Raw genomic sequence first — 25,544 nt, forward strand, 5'->3', positions numbered from 1 at the left:
TTACCTACCTAATATATGAAATTTATACCTACACCTTTAAAAGGTGCTTACACAATAGAACTTGAAAAAAGAGGTGATAACAGGGGTTTTTTTGCCCGCTTCTTTTGTGAGAATGAATTCAGTGAAGCAGGGCTGATAACCCGTTTTGTTCAGATCAATAACTCATTAACAGAAAAAAAAGGGACCTTAAGAGGCATGCACTACCAGTTACAACCTTCTGCAGAAGTAAAAGTTGTTCGTTGCCTTAGAGGTTCTTTATATGATGTAATACTTGACCTGCGCCCCGACTCCCCTACTTTCGGAAAATGGTTTGGCGCTGAATTAAGCGCTGAAAACCGGGTAATGATGTATGTACCCCAGGGGTTTGCACATGGCTTTGTGACCCTGCAGAATGAAACGGAAGCATTATACCTGGTAAGTGCGCTGTATGCCCCTCAACTGGAAAGAGGTGTCCGGTATAACGATCCAAAATTTAACATTCAATGGCCCATAGAACCCGTTGAAATCTCAGATAAGGATAAAGCCTGGCCTGATTTTGACCCCTCATTTCATGGCGTTGACACTTTAAAAGGTTTGGTATGAAAATATTAATTACAGGTGGCAGCTCTTTCACAGGATACTGGTTCATAAAAGCCCTAAAAGAAAAGGGTCATTCAATAACAGCGACTTTTCGCGGAATACAGGATCAGTATGCTGGTCTTAGAAAAGACCGCTGTAATGAAGTGGCCAAATGGGCCGAGATTGTGTGGGAATGTTCTTTCGGTGATGAAAAATTCATAAAACTTCTTGAAAACAAGTACGATATAATTTGTCATCACGGCGCATTCGTTGAAAATTACCGAAGCCCCGACTTTGATATTGCCGGCGCGTTTGCCGCCAATAGCAAAGCCTGCAGAACGGTTATTGAAAAAGCTAAAGAACAGGGCGTTAAAAGAATTATATTAACCGGCAGTGTTTTTGAAGCAAATGAAGGAGCGGGCAGTGAGCCACTTGTAGCTTTTTCACCTTATGGCCTATCTAAAACCATAACATGGGAAACGTTCCGCCACTGGTGCTGGAAGCTGAACATGCCACTTGGTAAATTTGTGATCCCCAATCCGTTCGGACCGTACGAAGAACCCAGATTTTGCAATTATCTCATTTCGTCGTGGATAAAAGGAGAAATACCTGAAATAAAAACACCCGACTACATAAGAGATAATATTCACGTAACCCAACTGGCCATCATATATGCCAATTGGGTTGGTGGCAACAACTTTTCGGCAATTGAAAAAATTGGGCCAAGCGGTTATATTGAATCACAAGGCACATTTGCCAAACGGTTTGCTGCGGAAATGCAACAACGATTGCCATTGACGTGTGCGGTAAAAGAAGGAAAACAAACCACGTTCGATGAGCCGGTATTCAGGGTAAATACAACTAATGTGCTATTGGCCGATAACGAATGGGACGAAAAGACCGCCTGGGATGAAATAGCCAGATATTATAAAAAAACATTGCTTACCAAAAAATAACGATTGTAACTAACGGCCTTTAACCATATAACACCCAAAAAATGAAATTCACAGGCGAATTTTTCATTCCCCCTGAACATACTGAAGGAACACCAGGCAGTCATGAACTGCAACTCGAACATAAACATCGTTATTTAAGCACTTTTCCCCTGGTAAAAGACAAAATTGTGCTTGATATTGCCTGTGGGGAAGGATATGGCACCAACATGCTGGCAGATCATGCAGTTCATGTGTATGCAGTAGATATCAACCCCGAAACAATAGAACATGCTTCGAAAGTTTACTCCAATAAAAAAAACATCTCTTTCTCAATTGGATCGGTTGACCAAATTCCCTTACCCGATCAAAGTGTTGATGTAATCGTAAGCTTTGAAACCATTGAACATATAAATGAAGCGACCCAGAGAAAATTCCTGGTCGAAGCAAGGCGGGTATTGAAGCCTGGCGGGTTAATGATAATTTCTACACCCGATAAAAAGAATTATACTGACCGGTTCAACCACCACAACGAATTTCACGAACGGGAAATGTATAAGGATGAATTCGTGGATCTTTTAAAAAACGGTTTTAAACATGTAAACATTTTCGGACAGGGCTTTGAAGTCACCAGCCTCATTCTTAACAAAGAATCATACCAAAAAGAGGAATCGGTTGCAGCTTATAATCTTAACGATAAGCAATACCAGTTTGAACCCAAATACCTGATTGCGCTGTGTTCAGACAATTTTGAGCAAACAAATGTTTCCATCGCAGGAATTATACCCGAAAGTGAAAAATCCTACTTTCAATTATGGGACAGGATCATTCAATTGCAAAATGAAGTGCTGGAGTTAGGTGAATGGGGCAGAAGGTCCAATGCAGAGCTTGAAGCGATTAAATCGACAAATGAAGCAAAGACCGAAGAAATAAAAGCATTACAGAACAAGGTGGAAGAGAGCCGGGAAATACTCAATGACCGTATTACCGAAATTCAAAATTTAAAAAAAGAACTGGATAGAAGATCAAACGACATCCAAAAACTCGATGCAGAAAGAAAACAATTAGCCATCCGGTTGCAGGATATATACTCCTCAGATGGCTGGAAACTGCTTTCAGTATATTATAAGTTCAAAGGAAAAGTTTTAAGAGAAAATTCTCCCCTTTATAAAAGCTTAAAGAATTTAAAAAACACGCTAAAACTCCAAAAGGCACCGTCTGGCTCATCTGTTACCATAGAAAGTACAGTTAACCTGGTGCCCGATATACCTACGGATATAAAACTACCATTGGCATTTCCCCTTTTTAATCAGCCGGTGGTATCTATCATTATTCCTGCTTACAATAACTGGGTATTTACCCGCAACTGTCTCATTTCAATATACAAGCACACCAATGATGTGCCATATGAGATCATTGTAGGTGATAATGTATCGAGCGATGAAACAGTTAACATAGAAAAGTACTTTAAGAACATAATATATCTCCGCAACAAAGAAAACCTGGGATATATCAGGAATATTAATAATGCTGCCAGTTATGCCAAAGGCCAGTTTATTCTTACTTTAAATAACGACACTACTGTAACCCCAAAATGGTTAAGTGCCCTGGTCGATGTCATGAACAAAGATAAAACAACTGGATTGGTAGGATCGAAACTCGTATATCCCGATGGTACGTTGCAGGAAGCAGGAGGAATTGTTTGGAACGATGCAAGTGCCTGGAATTATGGCAACAGAAAAGACCCTGAAGCCGCCGAATACAATTACCTGAAAGAAGCAGACTATATCAGCGGGGCCAGTAACCTGATAAGAAAAGAACTATGGCAACAACTAAAAGGCCTCGATGAACGGTATGTGCCCGCCTACTTCGATGATTCAGATCTGGCATTCTCAATTCGTAATTTGGGTTATAAAGTAATTTATCAACCGCTATCTGTTGTGGTACATTACGAAGGACTTACACATGGCACCAGTACCGGTTCAGGAGTTAAACAATACCAGGTGTTCAATAAAGAGAAATTTGTTGATAAATGGAAAAAGAACCTGGGAGAAGACCAATTTCCAAATGCAGAGAACGTGTTTGTAGCACGTGACAGAAGCAGGAAGAAAAAAACAATCTTGGTAATTGATCATTATGCACCTGAATTCGATAAAGATGCAGGCTCCAGAACTACCTTTCAATACCTGGAAGCACTTGTTGAATTAGGATTCAATGTAAAGTTTTTTGGAGATAATTTTTATAGATCGGAACCATACACTACCGTATTGCAACAACTAGGCATCGAAGTGTTATATGGACCCTATTATGCCAATAACTGGCAACAATGGATCATCGGCAATCAAAAACATATTGATTTCATATTATTGAACAGGCCGCATATTTCCATAAAATATATAGACTTCCTCAAGAAAAACACGAATGCCAAAATTTACTATTACGGACACGATCTGCATTATGTAAGAGAGTTGAAAGAATACGAGATAACAAAAGATGAAAAAAAGATAAAGGATTCGGAAGAATGGAAAAAAACCGAATTCACCCTTTTCAGCAAGTCCGATGTTATTCTTACGCCCACTTTAAAGGAAAAAGTCATCATCAGCCAGGATTTTGGCATGAATAAACCGATTGAAGTGATGCCCGCGTTCTTTTACCCCGAAATTGACAACCCCATCACAAATTTTGCAGAAAGAAAGAACATATTATTCGTAGGTGGTTATGTACATACACCCAATGTAGATGCGGTAGTTTGGTTTACTGAAAAGGTTCTACCCGTTGTACTTAAACAAATACCAGGCCTGCAATTGTTTGTAGTGGGATCGAATGTTCCCCCAACAGTGACGGCACTGGCATCGGATAATGTCATTATTAAGGGATATGTAAGCGATGCAGAGCTCAACGAATTGTATAAAAGCGTTAAACTGGCTATTATGCCATTGCGTTATGGGGCCGGTTTAAAAGGTAAAACGGTAGAGGCCATGTCCAAGGGCCTGCCCTTGGTAAGTACTTCGTTTGGGCTTGAGGGAATGATCGGGATTGACAACATCATAAAGGCCAATGATACGGAAAAAGATTTTGCCGAAGCTATTCTGGCTCTATATAACAATAACGAAGATTTACAGCACTTAAGCACCCTTATTGTTGAATATGCACAACAAAATTTTACCAAAGCTTCAGCAAGTATATTTTTTAAATCATTGTTTAAATAGACCTTAAACCTTTCTACACCCATGCATGCAACATATATTTTACATTACTGATTGAATTCCTATTACCAAATCCTCCAAATTCAAATTCTCATGAACGGTACTGAACTTGAACATAAGGCGATGGCCTATAACAACGAACTGGACGCAATAAAAGAAACCTTAAAGGACCAGGTTTCCTGGTACCCTTATGGCACATTGAACAACTTTATCCATCTCAGGTCTATATTTAATAAATTCCCTCTTGAAACATTGATCGGCCAATCCAAGCAAACACTTGACATTGGTGCGGCAGATGGCGATCTGGCATTTTATTTGGAAACATTGGGCTATCATGCAGACATTATCGATTACCCGCCCACCAACTTCAACCATTTGCGGGGTGCTAAAATTCTAAAAGATCACCTGAAATCAAATATCAATATTTATGAAAGAGACCTTGATTCGCAATTTCCTGGTCTTGAAAAAACATATGACCTGATATTCTTCCTGGGCATATTATACCACATTAAAAACCCGTACTACATCCTGGAAACATTAAGCAAGAAAGCCAGGAACCTAATAGTTAGCACGAGAATTGCCAAATATACCCCAGACGGCATACTGATGGAAAAGAACTCCATAGCCTATTTACTGTTACCAACTGAATCAAATAACGATTCTACCAATTACTGGATCTTCAGCGAAACCGGCTTGCGCAGGATTTTTGAAAGAACAGGCTGGAATGTAACAGAACTGGTCACTGTGGGCGACACAAAAAAATCAAATCCCCGCGATAATAATCACGATGAAAGAGCTTTTGCATTGTTAAGCAGCAGGAATTGTTAAGAATTTCTGTTCGGACAAATATAAAGGATGGACATTCAATATCCACCCTTTATATTTTATATAAAGGAAGCAACCCTGACTGCCCTATAAAATAAAAAAAGAATTATAGTGCACGAGTCATGGCTGCATTTACCGGCATTACCAGCTAATTAGTTTAAAATTGAAATATGTTTAAATCCTTAAAAAACAAGCTTTATCTGCTGCCGATCGCCTTTTTTCTGACCATTTACCTGCTTTGGCTTTTCAGGGCCTATTATGACGTGGCTTATATGGACCAAATGCAGTTCCTGGCAGGCAATATTAAACATATGCTTGAGCATAATGCAACTTTAAACGATTACTATTACCGGTCGCCATTCCTGATCTTTATTTCCAACATCCTGTTTTTTTTAAATTGTAAGCTTCTTTCATACAACACCTACCTGGAAAATATAGTAAGCGGGTTTATTCTGGCTGCCATTGCTTATTATTACTGCAAAGCTCATCTTAATTTCTTCGACAAAAGAGCTAAACTAATCTTTACATTTTTGGCCAGCTTTATTATCTTTTGCTTTACAAAGTGGGAGCTATCATTATGGAGTGGCGGTTTCAGCCATTACATGGTTATTTGGTTTGGATTTGTTTGCGTGAGTATTACCCATAAATATTATTTCACTGAGCAGAACACACCGTTCATTAATAAATATTACAGTCCATTATACACCGGACTTGCGGTATTGGGAATAATAGAAACAACCCCATACATATTACCATTCCTGGCTTCCATATTAATACAACTCCTAATTAACTACAAAGTATTCAGGGGAAAGATCGATCTCAAAAAATGGAAGACTGCGCTATTCCTTACGATTGGCCTGTTTGTTTTTTCAATACTCATCAATTATATATTTGAGCAGTATGCTATTAGAAACCCGTATTATGACTACGGAAAGGTAAATATGAGCAGTAATCTTGGCGGCTCAATAAAAAAGATATTTACGGACCCGATATACTTCATCAAATTCTATTTAATAGCAAATGCTGGTACTTTAATTGCCAAAGATGATTACCCGGCCACATCCTATATGATGGACCTGTTACCTGTATTGGGTTTAATACTTTTTATAATTTATGGTTATACCATTTACCTGTTCATTAAACGCAAAAGGCCGGAAGGGGTATTTGCAATTAACATGATCATTAGCACTATAATTTTTTATGCCACGGTAACAGTAGGAAGAATGAGCTTTAATGACGTGTTTTATGGCGGCTCTTCGCGCTATTCGGCGTTGTCCTTTACTGGCACTTTAGGGGTAAGTACTTTTTTTCTGCTTCAAATGAGGCAATATAAAACGATTAAAATATCTCAGAAGATATTATGTGCCTTACCTGTGCTATTCATTTTCATTTTTAATCTCATCACATACAAAGACGAATGGCGAATGGCCCCTTACCGGAAAAACTCTTTCATGCAAATGGCTGATAACATGAAGCTGAATGAGCACCTTGAAACTTTAATGGGAAATAATAATGATATTACTTCCAGGGCCAGGACCTGCATGATAAGGCACAAGCTCAATGTATTTAAACCGGAAACAAAACTCGACAACTATATCCTTACCTGCGATAAAGCCCGTGGAGTAGGCATTTACGATGTTGAACAGGATCAGAACGGTCCTTTACGTTGGACAAATGGGAATAGTATTATTTTTTTACCGAACTTGTATACTGTACAAGACACAATAAAAGTGAAGTTGAAATACTATTCACCGCGGGCTGATAATCCACAGCTTATATTGAACGACAACATAACTCCATACCTTGCCAACAAAGTAGGAGATGGCTACGAATATTTTTTCGCATTTGATGATCAGAAAGTGTTTTTTAAAGCGACAATAAAAAATCAGCCTTTTAAACCACAGGAATTAAACAGCGGGTCAACCGATACAAGGACCCTCGGCCTTATTTTTAATTACCTGACTTTTTCAAATAAGTAATATAACTATGTACAAATTACTTACATTACCCAAAGTCCTTGATCCTCGTGGTAACCTCACGTTCCTGCAACATCCCGCTCAGGTGCCATTTGAAATAAAACGAGTTTTCTGGACCTATGATGTTCCGGGTGGGGAAACAAGAGGGGGACATGCCTTTATAAAACAGGAAGAAATTATCATAGCGCTTAGTGGCAGCTTTGATGTAATAATAACAACTCAAAACGGAGAGGAGGAAAAGATTCATCTTAACCGGTCATATTATGGGTTATATCTTTCTCCTTTAACCTGGAGACATATTGAAAACTTTTCTACCAACGCATTGGGCCTGCATGTAACCAATACAGTGTATGACGCAACGGATTATTTGTACGATTTTCAGGAATATAAAAACTTTAAACTTTGATCACCGTTTTTGACTGCTCCCTGATCTCAATGCCAAAGATCTCAGATCCCAGAGGCAATATTTCAGCAGTAAATAATAGTACTGAAATTCCTTTTGATATCAAAAGGGTCTTTTACCTTTATGACATACCCGGCGGAGAATCACGTGGAGCACATGCACATAAAGAATGCCATCAATTCCTTGTTGCTGCAAGTGGGGCTTTTGAAGTACTTATGGATGATGGCAGAACAAAAAGACAGGTTCAGTTAAACCGGCCTTATATGGGACTACATATTCCGCCAGGTATATGGGCATCCGAAATTAATTTTTCTTCGGGAGCAATATGCCTGGTACTTGCTTCGCAAGAATATAATGAAAAGGATTATATCAGGGATTACAATGAATTCATCCGATTAAAAAAGCCATGATACACCCACTATCAGACGTTAAAAGCAAAAACATAGGCGAAAACACCGCCATATGGCAATATGCCATAGTTCTGGAAAAGGCGGTCATAGGCAATAATTGTAACATCAATTGCCACACATTTATTGAAAATGATGTAGTCGTTGGCAATAATGTGACTATTAAATCAGGTGTTTATCTGTGGGATGGCATCGTGATTGAAGACAACGTATTCATAGGCCCTAATACAACATTCACGAACGATAAGTACCCGAGATCAAAACAATATCCAGAACATTTTTTACAAACTATTATACATAAAAATGCTTCCATCGGTGCAGGAGCTATAATATTAGGAGGTATTACTATTGGCGAGTTTGCATTGATTGGCGCCGGCACCGTAGTAACGAAAAATGTACCGCCCTTTGCCCTGGTAACAGGTAACCCAGCCAGAATTACAGGTTGGGTTGATCAAAAGGGGAATAAATTGCAGGCTAAAGATGGTAAATGGTATTCTACCGAAGGAGAAGTCTTTATTATAGAAAATAATACACTGAAGCAGCTATGAACATTCCGTTTTTAGATTTTTCGAATATGCACATGCCCATTTCAGAGGAGTTGAAAAATTCTTTTTCCCGTGTTTTGAATAGAAACTGGTACCTTCTGGGGAAAGAACTGGAAGAATTTGAAAGCAACTATGCTGCTTATAATAAAACAAACTTTGCCGTTGGCGTAAGTAATGGATTAGATGCCCTTCATCTGGCCCTTCAGGCTTTGGAAATAGGCCCAGGCATGGAAGTGATAGTTCCTTCTAATACCTACATAGCAACGGTGTTGGCCGTTTCGTATGTCGACGCTACACCCGTATTAGTTGAGCCAGATCCACAATCCTATAACATAGACCCTTCAAAAATTGAAGCGGCTATTACTTCCAGAACTAAAGCCATCATGCCTGTTCACCTGTATGGCCAGGCATGTAATATGGAAGAAATTATGAAAATGGCCGACCGTCACGAGTTGTATGTTATAGAGGATAATGCCCAGGCACACGGCGCAACCTTCAACAATAAAATAACCGGAAGTTGGGGACATTTAAACGGCACCAGCTTTTATCCTGGTAAAAACCTTGGCGCATTAGGGGATGCCGGAGGTGTAACAACAAACGATGCCGATCTTGCTCAAAAAGTAAGGGTATTGCGCAATTATGGTTCACATAAAAAGTATTACAACGATGTTATAGGCCATAACATGCGAATGGATGAACTACAGGCCGCCTTCCTCGCGGTTAAACTTAAACATTTAGACGCCTGGACACAACAACGACAGCAAATCGCTTCCTGGTACAATGAAACACTCAATAATGCAGGCGATTTAATTTTACCTTTTACAACTCCCGGAGCAACACATGTATATCACTTATACGTTGTTCAAACCCAGTACCGAGATCAGTTACAAAAATATTTAACTGAAAACAACATTGGTACCCTTATCCACTACCCGGTTCCTCCACACCTTCAAAAGGCTTATGCACACCTGAACCATAAAAAAGGAGACTTTCCTCTTGCAGAAAAACTTGCTGATACATGCCTTAGCCTGCCTTTATGGCCCGGTATGGAGAAAAGACATGTTGATTATGTCTCGGCGGCAATTTTGAATTTCTTTAAAACTATATAATGGGAGATAATAAAACATTATCAATTATAATTCTCTGCTATTATTCTCAGCACAAGCTAAATATTGCATATGAAAAGCTTAGGCAAATTCTTGAAGCTGAGCAAATACCTTTTGAACTTATTATAATTGATGATGGATCAAAAGATAACTCATTCGAAATAGCCAGGGAACTCGAAAAAAATAATAAGAACGTACGCGCTTTTCAGTTAAGCAGGAATTATACCAGCCACTATGCCGCTTTTGCCGGGTTGAGCGTGGCTAAAGGCGGTTGCTGTGCGCTCATTGCAGATGATGAGCAACAACCCTATTCATCACTCGTTGAAATGTACAGGTTGTGGGAAAAAGGCCACAAGGTGGTTATTCCATACAGGAACAACAGAAAGGACCCGTTCTTTTCGAAATTGTTTGCTACATTATTCTACAGAATATTCAATAGTATCGCAGATATTAAATTCCCAATAGGCGGTGCTGATACTTTTTTCATCGACAAGGAAATAATTGATATAATGAATAATTATATCAGTCCCCGTCGTACTACCTCAATAACTGAGATTCTCCGGTTGGGCTTTAACCCGGTTTATGTTGCCTACGACCGGTCTAAAGGCAATAATAAAAAATCGAGATGGACACTGAAGAAGAAAATAAATCTGGCAAAAGACCTTTTCTATAGCAGTAGTTCCTGGCCAATAAAATTTATTACCAATCTTGGGTTGCTGTTTTTTGTTTTATCTATAGGCTTGATCTTGCTATTAACTTATGCGAGGTTCTTCGGGAACAACAAATTCTGGCACTTAAAAAATTTCCCGGGTTGGACGTCAACAGTAGTTATCGTTGCTTTCTTCTCCGGATTGATCCTCCTGAGCCTAGGCATAATAGCAGAATATATTTATAGAATTTTCGAAGAAGTAAAAGGTCGGCCTGGATTTCTAATAAAAGATAACCCGGTTAACAAAACTTCTGAGAGTAACTAATTTATTAAGACTAAACAAAATTATTACTCAACAAAAATTACGGTGGGAAAAAACACACCCATATTATCTGTTTTCTTCCACAACTATTACGGCAACGACCGGGAATGGATGACTTATTTTAACCAGGAGCTCACCCTGCCCTTTTATTTATTTTATAATTGCGTGGCCGACTCCTGGTACAGGATCATGCAAAAAAAGGGCGGATCCGGGGAACAGGAACCTGTAACCGGTTCAAACCTGCAGCACCTGTACAAAAAAGAATCAACCAACAAAGGCAAGGATATCGGCGGAAAACTAGTGCTCATGGATACTTATTTAAAAATGGGTGTGCAAAGCGACTATATACTATTGCTGCACGACAAACACAGTCCATACCACACCCATAGTAACCAGTGGAAAAAAGATCTGTTCCGTATTGCAGAAAATTCCTTTCAACAGAAAATAATCGACCTTTTCAACAGCGATCCCCAAACAGGCATTGTGGCTTCTAAAAATGCCATCCGCAATGAAGTAGACAATGAGCAAAAACGCAATGCATATATTGATTCAGCGCTTATTCAATCGCTAAAGACCAAATACAACATACAACCGCCCGGCCTGCAATATGTAGCCGGCACCATGTTCTGGGTGAAGGCATCGTTATTCGAAGATTTTTTCAAACAAAACCCGCCTTTGCAGATCCGTAGCGAACTCGACAGCGGTAATGTGACCGATATAGATGGCCCTACCATTACCCATGCCTGGGAGCGGTTGTTGTGCTGGATAGTAACTAATAAAGGATATCAAATCAGGGGGATATAATGCTGCACGACATTTATTATATAATAACACCGCGCATTATTCAACAACCAGTTAAGGCCGTGCCAGATGCAACTATTGCATTGCGGCTTAACGCTGGCGATATCAATACCCATCTGTTCCAGATTGCAGAACAATATTTGATCAATCAACCTTTTTGCCTTCTGTTGCAATTGCAGGAACAACTGAGCATTGACCAGGCTAACAATATCATTGCCTTCTTTTTTTTCAGCAATTACCATAAACCAGGCGGAACACCACAAATTATTTTGGAAGGGGAAAATGAGCCGGTGCTACAGGCAGGGATCGAATTGTTGCAGCAAAGCGCCAAAGCACAGGCATTTCCTGTAGTACAGTTTACGTTGGCTACAACTATACAAAACAGGTATACAAGCGATGAAAAGCCGGCAATAACAGCTATCTATAAAGGCTGGTTACAATCACCCAACATTTCGTCAGACATACTTTATGTAAACGTATCACAACTGCCGGCGCTGGAAAACATTAACCAGGCACTGGAAGCAGAAGAAACCCTTTTGGAGCAGCAAAATGCCGGTCTTTTCATGCTGAAAAAGCAGAACCGGCAATTAAGAAAGCAGGTACAACAATTGGAACTGTTTTGCCAGGCAGCCCAACAGGAGATCAGCAACCAGGTATCGCACAACCAGATCCTGCGTTCCCAATCGCAGGCAACCGCACTTCAAAACTATTACAACAGCGAATACGAGGTGCTTCCCCTTTGGTACAAGCGCCTGGGTCATATTATAAAAGTCTTTATAGGAAAACGCTCATTCAAATCGCTGTTCAGCGATAAAGTAAAGAAATACCGCGACTGATTAGAAAAACATTAATATTCTCACTGGTCCCTTAAATAACAAATCCTTAAAAGATTATTGAAGAAATTGCGGCCGGTTAGCGGCATCCGGCAGCTGTAAGGCAACCGGGCGGCTGGCGTTATATTACATATTTTATTACATTGCGGCTAATCAAACAATAAGCGTTGAATTACTGGCTTTTAACCACAGAATATCCTCCCTTCCATGGCGGCGGCATCAGCACCTACTGTTACCATACAGCCTGCATGCTGGCTAAACAGCAAATTGCCATCACCACCTTTGTACCCGACGACAACGTTTCAGATTATAAAATAATGAATACGCCCGAGGGCAACCGGATCATTCATTTTAACACCAATCGCAGTAAGACAGCAGATTATTTAGGCTATACAGCCCGGCTCAGTTACGAGTTTGCCAGTATTGTTCAACATATAATACAACAGGAAGGAAAACCTGATATTATTGAAGCACAGGATTACCTTGGTATCGCGTACTACCTGCTTCATTTCAAACACCTGCTGTACCCGGCAGTAAAAGATATTCCGGTAGTGATCACCCTGCACTCACCGGCCTTTTTGTACCTTGAGTACAACCGGGTGCCTACGTACAGGTTCCCCGATTTTCATACGGGTGAAATGGAAAAAGAAGCCATTAAAATGGCCGATTGGCTTATTTCACCTACCGAATATCTTATAGAAGCTATACAACCATATGTTGATATCTCGGGCAGGAAAAAAGTAGTGATCCGCAATCCATACATTGTACCAGACCATAAACCAGCACCTGCCATTGACCGCAATAAGATCATTTATTATGGCAAGCTGTCGCCGCAGAAAGGAAGCTTTGAATTATTATCATATTTCAAAAAATTGTGGGATAGCGGGTTTACTCATCCATTGCATGTTATTGGAGGAACCGATATCGTATTTCATCCCGAACAATTAACGATGGGCCAGATAGCCCAGAAGAAATATGAAAAATATATTAGCAACGGGTTGTTGCGTTTACATGGTAAAATAAAACCATCGGCCATTGAAAGCGAGCTGCACAGTGCGCATGTAATTGTGGTACCAAGCATCGTAGATAATTTACCTTATGTGGTCATTGAAGCCATGGCATTGGGAAAAGTAGTGCTGGCTTCGGTACAGGGCGGTCAGCGTGAAATGATAGACCATGGCGTAAGCGGGTTTTTATTTGACCATACCATTGCCGGTGATTTTGAAGAAAAGCTGCAACTGGTTTTATCACTCCCCGATGAAAAAATAGCTGCCATTGGGCATGCAGCCAAAGAAAAAGTGGCCGCCCTGTACGACCCGGCCGTGATCACCCGGCAAAAACTGCCTTTATTAAATGAGATCATTCAATCAAAACATACGGCAACCAGCTTTCCTTTCCTGTATCAAAATGAATTTAAACCGGTTACATGCAACGGTGAACTGTTAAGTGTTGTTATACCCTATTACAATATGGGTAAATACATAATGGAATGTGTGCAATCGGTAAAAGCGGCAACTTATTCCCCACTTGAAATACTGATCATTAATGACGGAAGTACGGAACCAGAAAGTCTTGCTGTTTTAAAACAACTGGAACAAACCAGCGGAATAAAAGTATTCCATAAGCCAAACGAAGGACTGGCCGATACCCGCAATTACGGGGCGCAAAAAGCGACAGGCGACTGGCTTGCTTTTTTAGATGCAGATGATATGGTAGCCCCCGATTATTACGAAAAAGCCCTGCAGGTGCTGAAGCATTACCCTAATGTGTTTTTTGTGGGAAGTTTTGTTCAATATTTTGGGGATACCAACCGCAAATGGGCTACTTATACGCCCCAGCCGCCGTATACCCTGGTTCATAACCCGGTAAACAGCAGCGGTTTGGTGTACAAAAAGGGGGCCTTCCTGGAAGCCGGTTTGAACGATAAGAAAGTAGATTATGGATTAGAAGATTATGAAAGCGTAGTTCATTTAATATCAAAAGGTTATAATGGAGTGGTTTTGCCCGAATTCCTGTTCCTGTACCGGGTACGCGGCGATTCCATGATCCGGAAAATTACGCGGGAAAAGCTCCTGTACTCCTATAAATATATAGCCGAAAAACATAGCCCATATTATACTACCTTTGCCACCCAAATAAATAATTTGTTAAATGCAAACGGACCTGGTTTTCTTTTTGATAACCCATCTTTTGCAGTAACCGTAGTGACCAATCCTGAGAACAACAGCTGGTTATTTAGAAAATTAAAAGCACTGGTAAAGAAAAACAAGACGTTAAAAAAAATAGCGCTCAGCTTAAAAAAATAACTACTTAATGATCATAGCAATTTTAACGGACTGGTTTAGACGCTCAAATAAATCTGAGCGGTTGTGGTTGCTGGCCAAAATTGAATTCAAGTTAAGATACTACGAAAATAAGCTCGGGTTGTTATGGGCCCTCATAAAACCGTTGATGGATATAGCCATTTATTATGTGGCCTTTCAAACCATCATGAAGCAAAACATTCCGGCTTTCGCTTCTTACCTGTTTATTGGATTAATAGTGTGGAACTTCTTTCTTGAATCTACTACCGGAACCGTTCAAATTCTTAATACAAAAAAATACCTGTACGAATACAGCAACATGAACAAGCTGGAAATATACGTTTCCACCTTGCTGAGCAATTCAATCGGCTTCTTTTTCAATTTCCTCATGTTCCTGTTATTCTATAATTTGCTCGAAAAGAATATAACCTATAGCACTATTCATGTTTTATGGATTATTCCGCTTTTTATAAATCTTTATATTTTAGCACTGGCCGTTTCTTTGATATTATCTAATATTTACGTTATAGCGAAAGACATAACACAGGTATGGCAGGTGTTCACTTCCTTACTTTTCTTTTTGTCTCCGATACTTTATAAGCTCGAAAAATTTCAGGAAAGTCTTCCTCATTTTGACTACCTGAATCCAATAGCGGGAATTATTATCAATGCAAGGAAGGTAACCATGCAAGGCACCCATCCCGATTTCAAATTGTTTTTATTTGATTTCACGTATGCCATTGTGCTATTGATGTTCGGTACTTTCCTATTAAACAAATTGGGATCTAAAGCCGCTGAAAAACTATAATCATGACAAAGGCGTTGGCAATACAGGCAAAAGGGATCAGCAAAACATTTCACATTTCAGAAGACAGCCATAACACGGTAAAGCACCGGTTATTCAACCTGTTTAATCCGCCCCGTTCAAAAAAGGTAGAAGCCATAAAAACTATGGACTTCGAAATATACAAGGGAGAATGTATTGGTTTACTGGGCCGAAACGGCTGCGGTAAATCAACCCTTATCCGCCTGCTGGCGGGGGTTTATCCCTGCGATACAGGAAGCATAAACATATACGGCAACACGTTATTAATGAACCTGGGCGTGGGTATGAGCCATCAGCTCACCGCACGGGAAAACATATACGTATCTGCATCTGTACTCGGGTTAAAGATCAAAGAAATTGATAACATTTTTGACCAGATCGTTGATTTTGCAGAACTCAGGGACTTCGTAGATACCAAAATAAAATACTTTTCTTCGGGTATGGTGGCCCGCCTCGGCTTCTCTATAGCCGTAAATGCAGGCGCCGACATCATGTTCCTCGACGAGATCTTTGCCGTGGGCGACATGAGATTCCAGGAGAAAGCCATTAAAGTATTTGAATCAAGCTGGATAGAAGGTAAAACCGTGATCCTCGTAAGCCATGGCATGGAGGTGGTTAAAAAGTATTGCAACCGCACCGCCTTTATGAAGAACGGCAGCCTGGTTTACTTTGGTGATACCGAAAAAGCCATCCAGATGTATGTTGACGACAACCATTAAGCAGTCTTCACTTTCGGCTCCCGGTAGCTGACAATAAAAGCAATAAAGAAGGCAAATACCATGTTACCCATGCTGCGGTCGAAATAGGTTTCGGGAATAAACGACAGCATGAATGCCACTATTACCAACAATCCGAAATAGTCTTTATTTCGGATACAATGGCGCATGGGCTCAAATAAGAATCCCCATAAGAACAGCAGAAACCCAACAAAGCCAAAACTTACCAGTATATCGAGGTAATTACTGTGCAGGTTGCGGTGGCTGTTATAAGCAATATAAAAATGTTTGGCTGCATATACTTCCATTAGCCGGTGCAGCTTGTCGCCCAACTGCACGCCGAATACCGGGTTTTGTTGTACCAGTTCCCAGCCACAGCTCCATAGCGCCAGCCTTAAATTGGCGCCATTCCATTGGTCGGGGGTAATATCCATATTGAAATGACGTTCGGCCCCCTTACTGTTATATTGATAATGGGTATTTTCCAGTTCGCGAAAACGGCCCAGGGTTTTCGGAAAGAGGGTGATCAATAATACAGCTACCACTGCCATGCCTGCCGCAATAAACCCCAACAGCTTCAATTTCTTTTTTTGAATGGTATACCACACTGCGGCGCAAATAATACTGCCGTATAAAGTAATAATAGCAATACGGCTGGCCAGTAATAAATTGGTGAGCAATAAAATAAACAGGGAGCCATACACCAGGCCTTTGCTGGTTACCAGCTTCGATTTAATGGCCAGCAAATAACCAAAGCCAAAAACAGCCAGGTTCACCAGCAGGGCAATATAAATAGATTGTTTATCGATAAGGTCGGTAAGGTTATCGTTATACAAAAGCGTAATATCACGTTTGGCAATAGTTTGGTAAACAGCCCAAACACTGCATAGTAACAGGGTGATCGTTGTAATGATGGCATAAGCCCAAATGATCCTTTCTTTCAACTCCTGTTTTATATACACCAGGCCCAGCGATACCGGGAACACGAATAAAGGCATGCGAATAACTACCCAGGAAAAACCCTCGGCCTGGTCTTTCGAAAAAAAGGAACTCACAATATGCAGTAAATAAAAAACGGCCATGGCGGCCACCTCCTTACGACGGCGCAGCAGGTTTATTTTTTCGCCGAAAGAATTATATAGGAAAAAGCTGTATAAAGCTAGAAGAACTACCGCTACAACGTTTACAGAAGAAATGTGGCCGGGGTAAAAGGTAACAAGGAATATGACCACCAGAATATATAAGATTTTATCCTTTATAGTCAGTAAACCAGCCTGATCATCCATCAAAAACAGGGATCGCATATAGGGTAATCTCCTTTACGGGCAAAAATACAGTTACCCGGTTATTTACAGGAATAATAAACTTCCATTTAACGAATTCGCAACGGCTATGTTGCCCGGCAATGGTCAAAATAAAAATTATGCCAGGCAACTGTGAGGCATTTTACTACGAATAATAAGATAAGAATAGGTATCTCATGAGAATTGCTTTCATTACCAGGTCAACATTATTCACGGTTAAAGGCGGAGATACCTTTCAGCTCATCAATATTGCCCGGCAATTAAAGTTGCTGGGAATTGAGGCGGACATCAAATTAACCAATCAACCTGTTCAATATGAACAATACGATCTGTTGCACTTTTTCAATATTGTGCGGCCGGCCGATATAATATGTCATATAAACCGGTCGGGTAAGCCCTTTGTAATATCGCCTAACCTGGTCAATTATTACGAATATGACCAGCAATACCGGAAAGGTGTTGCCGGCGCCCTGTTCCGTTTTCTGCCCAAATACAGCATAGAATATCTTAAAACGATCGCCCGTTGGGTTCAGGGCAACGATGTACTGATGAGCACATCGTATTTATGGAAAGGACACAAACAAAGCATTAGAAAGATATTGCAGCAGGCGGCCCTTATATTACCCAACTCAAAGCTGGAATATGATCAACTGGCCGGGTTCGGTACTGCGCTGCCCGGGTATACCCTGGTACCCAATGGTATTGATCCCGGTTTATTTACCTGGAACAGCACCCTGCCAAAAGAACCCGAACTGGTGTTATGCGTGGCGAGAATTGAAGGCCTCAAAAACCAGTTAAACCTCATAAAAGCACTGAACAATACCAAATACCGGCTGGTCGTGATCGGTAACCCGGCCCCGAATCAGTTATCCTATTATAATGAATGTCGTAAACAGGCGGCTAACAATATTTCCTTTATTGACCAACTGCCACAGGCTGCTTTAACAAACTGGTACCAGAAAGCAGGGATCCATATTTTGCCCAGCTGGTTCGAAACCTGTGGACTCTCCACCCTCGAAGCGGCCGCTATGGGTTGCCGGGTAGTGATCACCGATAAAGGTTATACCCGTGAATATTTCGGAAATGAAGCGGCGTACTGCGACCCCGGCTCACCGCAAAGCATTTACGAAGCAGTGGAAAAAGCAGCTTCATCACCTGGTACAGATGCACTCAGACAAAAAATATTAGCTCACTATACCTGGCAACAGGCAGCATGGCAATCAGCCAGCGCTTATAAACAAGTACTACAACAATGACATTACGGATAGGCATATTAGGTACCAGAGGAATACCCAACCATTACGGCGGATTTGAACAATTTGCAGAATACCTGTCCACGGGGCTGGTTGATAAGGGGCATGAAGTGTTTGTATACAATTCCCACAACCATCCCTATAACAGCAACACCTGGAAGAACGTTCAGCTCATCCACTGTTTTGATCCGGAGTACCAGCTGGGAAGCTTTGGGCAATTCATTTATGACCTCAACTGCATACTGGATGCGCGGCGGCGTAATTTCGATGTAATCCTGATGCTGGGTTTCACCAGCAGTTCGGCCTGGGGCTGGTTTTATCCCCAGCAAAGCACGCTCATTTTTAATATGGATGGGCTGGAATGGAAGCGCACAAAATATTCAAAACCGGTTCAAAAGTTCCTGATGCTGGCCGAGAAACTGGCCGTTCGGTTCAGCCATTATCATATAGCCGACTCCGTAGTTATTCAATCGTATCTGAAAAACAAATACTCCATTCCCAGTGAGCATATACCTTATGGGGCCGAAGTACATACCAATGAAGAGGAAAGCCTGTTGCAGGAATATAACGTCACAAAGAATGAGTATTTCATCTTGATGGCGCGCATGGCGGCCGAAAACAATATTGAAATGATACTCGATGGTTTTCATGCCAGCAACAGCACTAAAAAGTTCCTGGTAGTAGGGTCGGTCGATAATAAACTGGGACGATACCTGGTGCAGAAATTTAAAGATGATAACCGAATAGTATTTACCGGTGGCATTTACAATCACCCACAAAAAATACATTCCCTGAAAACATATTCGAGCCTGTATTTTCATGGCCATAGTGTGGGTGGAACCAACCCTTCACTGCTTGAAGCCATGGCCAGCCGGGCATCGATCGCCGCCCATGACAATCCCTTTAACCGCGCTGTTTTACATCAGGACGCCTTTTATTTTTCTTCTTATGAGCAGGTAAAAGAGATCATTGAAAACCCCTACCGCAACAGCCAGAAAATGGCGATGGTCAATAACAACCTTAAAAGGATCAGGGAGCAGTTCAATTGGGATAACGTGATAAACAAATATGAAGACTTTTTGCAAAGATGTGTAATGGAACGGGAGAGCAGGTCATTAACTCCCCAGCCTCCATCGGCTGGCGGCGCTAGTTACCGGGGTTATCGAACTCCCGGAAAACAGGAGTAAAGGCTATTATCCACACCACATATTCCGCCACGTTGGTAATAAAGCTGCCAGTGAACTGATAAATAAAAATAAATGTGAATAAAAGCAGCCGGTAATAATTTCGCCACACTTTGGTATATACAAAAAAGAAACACTCAACCCCTATCCGCACTACAAGACCAACCCAGCCGAAAATGGCAAGCGTTTCAGCCGCCGCATTGGGAATAGCTACATGGGTAGTATCATATCCATAACCATAATAATCCCGTATCAGGTCAAAACCCAATATCTTGATCTGGCCCGGGCCAATACCCCACCAATAACTTTTTTTCTCCAGCAATTGACCGGCCAGCCAGAAGGCTTCAAAGGTTCTGCCCTTGCCCGAAGGGTCTTTGCCCGAAATAACATTACTAATGCGCACAAAGAGAATATTGTCGGGAAAGAAGATCAAACCAACCACTCCTGCAGCTATAACAACCATTCCGGCCAAACCCACCAGGTTCATAAACCGCTTATTGCGCAGGAAGGTTTTATAATGAACCGTCGCGGTTACCAGAATGGCCGCAATAATAGCGCTGATAACACCCAGGGAAAATGACAGTACCAACGGCAGCAACAACATCACCAGCAACAGCCAGCCATTAATGGTGTTCCGGTAAAAGAGCAGCTGCAGTAGAAAAAAGAAAAACAAAGGCGTGAACAGCAAGGCATAATAGGAAGGCTCATAAGTAAGCAGGCACAACCGCCTGAAATCATAAACGCCCGTGGTTAAAAATTGTTTTGCCCACAGCAGGTCATAATACGGTGTAAAGAACAATGGTATGGCAATAAGGCAACAAATAAAATTGATGATCAGCAATTGCCTGAAGATAATTTCCTTATGGTCGCATTTTATGAGAAAGGCATAAACCGCCTGGCAAAAAATATACACCAGCACCATATTCACCAGCGATATAAAATAACTGTTAACATCAACACCCATACTCAAATGAATAAGCATAACCGGTGTTAAAGCCAGTAAAAAAGGCCACAACACATCCCGCTTGCGCACCATGACCACCCATATGTACAGGAGCGGACTTAACAATGCCGTGTAGGTTAACCCAAATGGCAGCCCCAATGAATTAATAAAAAAGTAAATGAACGCGACCGGAAAATATTTACTGATTCGCATGCTTTCCCTTGTATATAATTAAAGCACCCTGGCGCTGAGGTAACCTGCCAGTTTATTTTTAAAAAGCGCCCGGTTAAAGCCAATTGTTATAAACAGCTCGGTCAGCAAAACACTGATAGCGGTTCCAACTGAACCCCAAACCTGTACCAGCAGCACATTACAGATAACATTTATGAGGGTTGCCCAGCTCAATACCCGCAGGTAGCTCTTTTTTTGATTAGCGGCCATCAGCAGCTGGCTGGCCGGAATATGCAAACAAACAATTATTGGCGCCACGCAAAACACCCGCAACAGCATGACCGCATTCCCTTTGTTAGGCCCTAAAAAAATTGAAATAAGTGAAGGAGAAAACACAAACAGGCCGACTGCGGCCAACAGCACCAGTAATAAAAATGGTACATACACCGATCTGAAAAAGCTACGTGTTGCTGCTGTTCCCTTTTCCATCAGCTGGCACAACGGCGGATATATTACCTGTGAGAACAGTACCGGTATTTGCCGGGTAGCCAGGATTATTTTTTCGGCAACGCTGTAATAACCGGCAATGAGGTCGTTGGTGAACAAACGCAATATGAACACATTGATGCTCAAAAAAGTGTTTATTGAAATATACGAAAGCATTACGGGCCAGCCTTCCTTCAACTCCTGTTTTACATCACTCCACGTTGGGCGCACCAATGGCAGTTTACAAATGCGAATGGCCTGAAAAATACTGAATACGCCGGCAACCAGGCTGCCGATTCCCATATAAAAAATAAAGAACCGGTGATCGGGCTTTTCCCTGATAAAAACAAACACCAGGGCCACAAACAACAACCGCGCAAACAGGGCATAAATAGTGATGTACTTCATTTTTTCCATTCCCTGGAAAAACCAGCTCACCAGCAACGACTGCCCTATTACATAAGTAAACCCAAGCAAATACAGCAGAAAATGCGGTCTGAAAAAAGGCACCAGGGAAATAAGCAACAGCAATACACCGAACAGTGCAATACAAATGACCATTTTGGCCGCCAGTACGGTAAAGAACAATTTGGCGTTTTTACCAACATCGTTCCGGTGCAGGGCAAGGGCGCGGGTGGCGGTTAAATTAAACCCGTATTCAGAAACTGTTACAAAAAGCAGCATGATGCCCTGGGCAACCGCTACTACCCCATACCCATCGGCCCCTATTTTCTTTATTACGAATGGCATCACCAGTACAGGCAGCAAAAAATTGGTTCCCTGTAAAATGCCCAATGCCATAAAATTTGAAAAAATCCGGTTGCGTCTACTGGTGCTTTCCATATAATAAACTCACAAAATAGTAAACGTCAAATTATAACAATTAACGCAACCCTCCCCTATTATTTTCCGTAATCACTATTGATGAAACAGGTAAAACTGGTACAACACCCCGCCGATGAACTGGACGTATTAGCGCTTTTCCGGAATGCCGGGCTGTTTTTTAGCCATTACGGAAAATTGTTGCTCATAGTTGCTTTTTCGGGTTTGCTGGCCGGCGCGCTCCGGTTCTGGTATACACCGAATTTGTATTCTTCATCCCTGGTTTTACAACCAGCCTTTTTAAGCGATCCGGAACAAATGGCGGTGATCGATAGCTGGTCAGAGCTATTAAAGAAAAGAGAATTGCCGGAACTGGCCCAACAATTTCACATGAATGCAAAGCAGTTAAAAAAGGTGCTGTCCATTAAAACGGAAGAATTACAGAAATCCTATGCGCCTAATAATTATACCGCTTTTACCCTCACCGTGCTGGTAACCGATACAGCGGTTTTACAACCTTTACAAAAAGGAATAGAATATGCGCTGGATAACAGCGCATTTATTAAAGACAAACTGACCACAAAGAAAAACAACCTGCACGCATTGATACAAACAATAGATCAGGAAATAACCCGCCTGAATGCCATGCAAACCACTATTGCAACCAACCTGCAACAGCAAAATACCAATGGCGGACGCTTTATGGTGAATATCTCTGACATCAGCAACCAGATCGCCACCTTACAGGAAAAGAAGGTCAATTTTGAAGAAAACCTTGCTTTTATGTCGGCCGTGCATGTGTTACAAAATTTTTATACGCCCACCAAACCCACCTATCCGCAATTAGTAAAACAGTTGCTCATAGGGCTGGCGGGTGGTTTATTGCTGGGCCTCGCTATCGCATTTTACCTGTATATTCGACGGAAAATGACGCAGCCATCGTAATGGCCAAAAACCTGCATCGTTCACATGATGGACAAGTATACCCAAATCAGGCACATCAATAATCTGCTTTTTCTATTTTACCAGGTTTTTGTGGTAGGTACACTTTGTGCATTCAGGGCCGTAAGCAGCATAATGATCGGGTTAATACTTGTTACTTCTATTATCCAGAACAAAAACCTCCAGGGCGTATGGTTGAACAGGCAGTTAAAACATCCGTTCGTTATCACCTGTGGTTTATTCTTTTTATTACAGCTGATACCCCTCGCCTATACGAATAACTTTTTTGAAGGCTGGAAACATGTTCAGGTCAAAAGCGCCTTGTTGTTTATTCCGCTCTGTTTTTACAGTTGCGCCTGTATAAACAAGGTCAATTTTCATTCCTTAATGATCGTATATATTTATACGCTGGCCGCCCTGCTCATTTGGAGTTTAGGGGTGGGTTGTAATAAGTACTTTTTCCATCATGCAACTACCAGTGTATTCTTCTATCATGAGTTGGTAAGTAACCTGGGGCACCATGCCGTACAATTTTCGATCTTCGTATTTGCGGGGTTAATTTACCTGTTGCATTTAAACCACATCAAGCGGTACCTCAAAAACAAAACCGTTCACTTTTCGCTGATAGCCTGGCTTATTATTGGCATTGTATTACTGTCATCGAAACTGGTCATCATTTTTACGCTCGGCTATCTGATCTATCACCTGTATACCTCACTGCAAAAAAAGACCATTGCACGATCGGTTGTTGCCATAGCGTTGATCGCCGGTATTATATGCAGCAGTGCCATTTTGCTTACACAAAACCCCATCAGCCGCCGCTTTAATGATGTTTTGCACGGGAATATTGCCGTTGTACAGCAACCATCCTTTAACACGCGGGATTATTTTAACGGGGTGCAGTTCCGCCTGCTGCAATGGCGTTTTGTGAAAGAGATCCTCACCGAGCATAAGGCCTGGCTGTTTGGCGTAACACCCGCCGCAGCCCAACCATTGCTGAACCAGAAATATATGGCTACCCATATGTATACGGGCGGTCGGCCGGGTGGCTCCGATCGTGGTTATTTAGACTACAACACCCATAACCAGTTCCTGGAATCGCTTTTACAAACCGGGATCGTTGGGCTGCTTTGTTTTATAGCCATCTGTGTACAATTGGTGATCATGGCAATGACCAGGCAGTTTGACTATACAAACCGGTTATTGCGTGCGCTTCTCCTGTTGTTATTCGCCTACACTTTTAGCGATGCGGTATTTGAAACCCAATATGGCCTGATCCTTTTCTTATTCATGCCGTTGTTATTTTATACCGGCCAGGCGGGTAAATACCCGGCGAAACCAGAGGAATGACAGGCGCTTTAATGTCAAAGAACTGCATTACCGGTAGCACAAAAGTATACGAGCTTTCAATCTGCTTATTCAAAAATGTGACGGTGTTTGGTTCCTGATGTTACGGGCTCCTCGAAACGGTGTGACGTTTGGTAGTTTTTCCTCGAAAACACCCTTGTTTTAGGGACGCCCCTGGGAAAACGGTGTGACGACCTGTCGAAAACCGGGGACGTTTGACACAAAATGGTCGATTTGTCCTCATTGCCTTCTCAAAAGCACCTTAATTCTCTTTAGGTGGAACCTCGGATTCACCTCGTTGGTACCTCTAAATTGGAGGACCTGTCCTTTGAAACACCTCATTGGGTCCTCGGGCCCCTAGGAAGCAAAGAGTACCCAATGAGGCGGAACAGAGGTATAATCAAGGTAGTAACAAGGTCTGAAAAGCTTCCGCGACCAGGCTGCCGGAAGGCGGCAAAACTGAATTCAGAACAGAGAACCGGGAACTGCGAACTATGAACTGGAACTTTGAATTAAAAACTGAGAATTAGGAACTTTGACCCGGAAACATTAAACCGTGAACTAATAACTAGCCGGGGGGTGCGCATTGTACTTTTCCCGGTTTTACCTGCACTCTTAACCGTGTGTCCCCGTTTTTTGGCAGTTTTCTCTAAATTGTAGGGTATTTCATTTACCCTATACAAA

The 25,544-nt window shown here is 41.5% G+C and carries 22 protein-coding genes; 19 read left to right on the top strand and 3 right to left on the bottom strand.

The window, feature by feature from the left end; translation table 11 throughout:
• The first annotated feature begins 15 nt into the window (after positions 1-15).
• The 15 genes from rfbC to A3860_RS10410 all read left to right on the top strand — a co-directional run bounded on the left by rfbC (position 16) and on the right by A3860_RS10410 (position 16,411).
• A complete protein-coding gene (gene rfbC / locus A3860_RS10340; protein WP_081146599.1) occupies positions 16-582 on the top strand; it encodes a dTDP-4-dehydrorhamnose 3,5-epimerase in 567 nt (188 codons plus the stop codon).
• Entirely contained in the window at positions 579-1,514 is a 936-nt protein-coding gene (locus tag A3860_RS10345; RefSeq protein WP_081146600.1) for an NAD-dependent epimerase/dehydratase family protein, read from the top strand. The genes rfbC and A3860_RS10345 overlap by 4 nt, the downstream gene beginning before the upstream one ends.
• Positions 1,515-1,555: 41 nt before the next feature.
• Positions 1,556-4,699 carry a glycosyltransferase gene (locus tag A3860_RS10350; protein ID WP_081146601.1) on the top strand — a complete coding sequence of 1,048 codons (3,144 nt, stop codon included), beginning with the start codon at positions 1,556-1,558 and terminating at the stop codon, positions 4,697-4,699.
• A 90-nt stretch (positions 4,700-4,789) separates the two neighbouring features.
• Positions 4,790-5,524 (top strand): class I SAM-dependent methyltransferase, encoded by a 735-nt coding sequence (locus tag A3860_RS10355; RefSeq protein WP_081146602.1) that lies wholly within the window; start codon positions 4,790-4,792, stop codon positions 5,522-5,524.
• A gap of 167 nt (positions 5,525-5,691) precedes the next feature.
• Positions 5,692-7,500: a hypothetical protein gene (locus A3860_RS10360; protein ID WP_081146603.1), complete on the top strand. Its 1,809-nt coding sequence runs from the start codon at positions 5,692-5,694 to the stop codon at positions 7,498-7,500.
• 7 nt (positions 7,501-7,507) lie between these two features.
• The gene (locus A3860_RS10365) at positions 7,508-7,903 is read left to right on the top strand and encodes a sugar 3,4-ketoisomerase (RefSeq protein ID WP_081146604.1); all 396 of its coding nucleotides are present in this window, start codon (positions 7,508-7,510) and stop codon (positions 7,901-7,903) included.
• Positions 7,900-8,310, top strand: coding sequence for a sugar 3,4-ketoisomerase (locus A3860_RS10370; protein WP_081146605.1), 411 nt, complete (start codon positions 7,900-7,902; stop codon positions 8,308-8,310). Before A3860_RS10365 ends, A3860_RS10370 begins: the two co-directional genes overlap by 4 nt.
• The gene (locus A3860_RS42200; protein WP_081146606.1) at positions 8,307-8,855 is read left to right on the top strand and encodes an acyltransferase; all 549 of its coding nucleotides are present in this window, start codon (positions 8,307-8,309) and stop codon (positions 8,853-8,855) included. Before A3860_RS10370 ends, A3860_RS42200 begins: the two co-directional genes overlap by 4 nt.
• 32 nt (positions 8,856-8,887) lie before the next feature.
• Complete coding sequence (locus A3860_RS10380; RefSeq protein WP_262497295.1) at positions 8,888-9,961, top strand: DegT/DnrJ/EryC1/StrS family aminotransferase; 1,074 nt, start codon at positions 8,888-8,890, stop codon at positions 9,959-9,961.
• Positions 9,961-10,932, top strand: coding sequence for a glycosyltransferase family 2 protein (locus A3860_RS10385; RefSeq protein ID WP_081146608.1), 972 nt, complete (start codon positions 9,961-9,963; stop codon positions 10,930-10,932). Before A3860_RS10380 ends, A3860_RS10385 begins: the two co-directional genes overlap by 1 nt.
• 42 nt (positions 10,933-10,974) lie before the next feature.
• Positions 10,975-11,733, top strand: coding sequence for a rhamnan synthesis F family protein (locus A3860_RS10390; RefSeq protein WP_081146609.1), 759 nt, complete (start codon positions 10,975-10,977; stop codon positions 11,731-11,733).
• Positions 11,733-12,566 (top strand): hypothetical protein, encoded by an 834-nt coding sequence (locus A3860_RS10395; RefSeq protein ID WP_081146610.1) that lies wholly within the window; start codon positions 11,733-11,735, stop codon positions 12,564-12,566. The genes A3860_RS10390 and A3860_RS10395 overlap by 1 nt, the downstream gene beginning before the upstream one ends.
• A gap of 164 nt (positions 12,567-12,730) precedes the next feature.
• Positions 12,731-14,869 (top strand): glycosyltransferase, encoded by a 2,139-nt coding sequence (locus A3860_RS10400; protein WP_081146611.1) that lies wholly within the window; start codon positions 12,731-12,733, stop codon positions 14,867-14,869.
• A gap of 7 nt (positions 14,870-14,876) precedes the next feature.
• Positions 14,877-15,674: an ABC transporter permease gene (locus A3860_RS10405; protein WP_081146612.1), complete on the top strand. Its 798-nt coding sequence runs from the start codon at positions 14,877-14,879 to the stop codon at positions 15,672-15,674.
• 2 nt (positions 15,675-15,676) lie between these two features.
• On the top strand, positions 15,677-16,411 hold the full coding sequence (locus A3860_RS10410; protein ID WP_081146613.1) for an ABC transporter ATP-binding protein: 735 nt from the start codon (positions 15,677-15,679) through the stop codon (positions 16,409-16,411).
• On the opposite strand, the gene A3860_RS10415 is transcribed toward A3860_RS10410, so the two are convergent.
• Positions 16,408-17,712 (bottom strand): O-antigen ligase family protein, encoded by a 1,305-nt coding sequence (locus A3860_RS10415; protein WP_081146614.1) that lies wholly within the window; start codon positions 17,710-17,712, stop codon positions 16,408-16,410. The two genes, A3860_RS10410 and A3860_RS10415, sit on opposite strands and share 4 nt — an antisense overlap.
• Before the next feature lie 176 nt (positions 17,713-17,888).
• Between A3860_RS10415 and A3860_RS10420 the strand changes: the two genes are divergently transcribed.
• Together A3860_RS10420 and A3860_RS10425 are read left to right on the top strand one after the other, a co-directional pair.
• Positions 17,889-18,968 carry a glycosyltransferase family 4 protein gene (locus tag A3860_RS10420; RefSeq protein ID WP_081146615.1) on the top strand — a complete coding sequence of 360 codons (1,080 nt, stop codon included), beginning with the start codon at positions 17,889-17,891 and terminating at the stop codon, positions 18,966-18,968.
• Positions 18,965-20,152, top strand: a complete 1,188-nt coding sequence (locus A3860_RS10425; RefSeq protein WP_081146617.1) for a DUF1972 domain-containing protein — start codon at positions 18,965-18,967, stop codon at positions 20,150-20,152. Before A3860_RS10420 ends, A3860_RS10425 begins: the two co-directional genes overlap by 4 nt.
• On the opposite strand, the gene A3860_RS10430 is transcribed toward A3860_RS10425, so the two are convergent.
• Both A3860_RS10430 and A3860_RS10435 read right to left on the bottom strand, forming a co-directional pair.
• Positions 20,112-21,305: an O-antigen ligase family protein gene (locus A3860_RS10430; protein ID WP_081146618.1), complete on the bottom strand. Its 1,194-nt coding sequence runs from the start codon at positions 21,303-21,305 to the stop codon at positions 20,112-20,114. The two genes, A3860_RS10425 and A3860_RS10430, sit on opposite strands and share 41 nt — an antisense overlap.
• A gap of 18 nt (positions 21,306-21,323) precedes the next feature.
• The gene (locus tag A3860_RS10435) at positions 21,324-22,550 is read right to left on the bottom strand and encodes an oligosaccharide flippase family protein (RefSeq protein ID WP_158085196.1); all 1,227 of its coding nucleotides are present in this window, start codon (positions 22,548-22,550) and stop codon (positions 21,324-21,326) included.
• 123 nt (positions 22,551-22,673) lie between these two features.
• On the opposite strand from A3860_RS10435, the gene A3860_RS10440 reads away from it, so the two are divergent.
• On the top strand, positions 22,674-23,516 hold the full coding sequence (locus tag A3860_RS10440) for a hypothetical protein (RefSeq protein ID WP_081146621.1): 843 nt from the start codon (positions 22,674-22,676) through the stop codon (positions 23,514-23,516).
• A gap of 24 nt (positions 23,517-23,540) precedes the next feature.
• The gene (locus A3860_RS10445; RefSeq protein WP_143774045.1) at positions 23,541-24,863 is read left to right on the top strand and encodes an O-antigen ligase family protein; all 1,323 of its coding nucleotides are present in this window, start codon (positions 23,541-23,543) and stop codon (positions 24,861-24,863) included.
• Positions 24,864-25,544 lie beyond the last annotated feature (681 nt).

The organism is Niastella vici (genome assembly GCF_002077945.1).
GTDB lineage: Bacteria > Bacteroidota > Bacteroidia > Chitinophagales > Chitinophagaceae > Niastella > Niastella vici.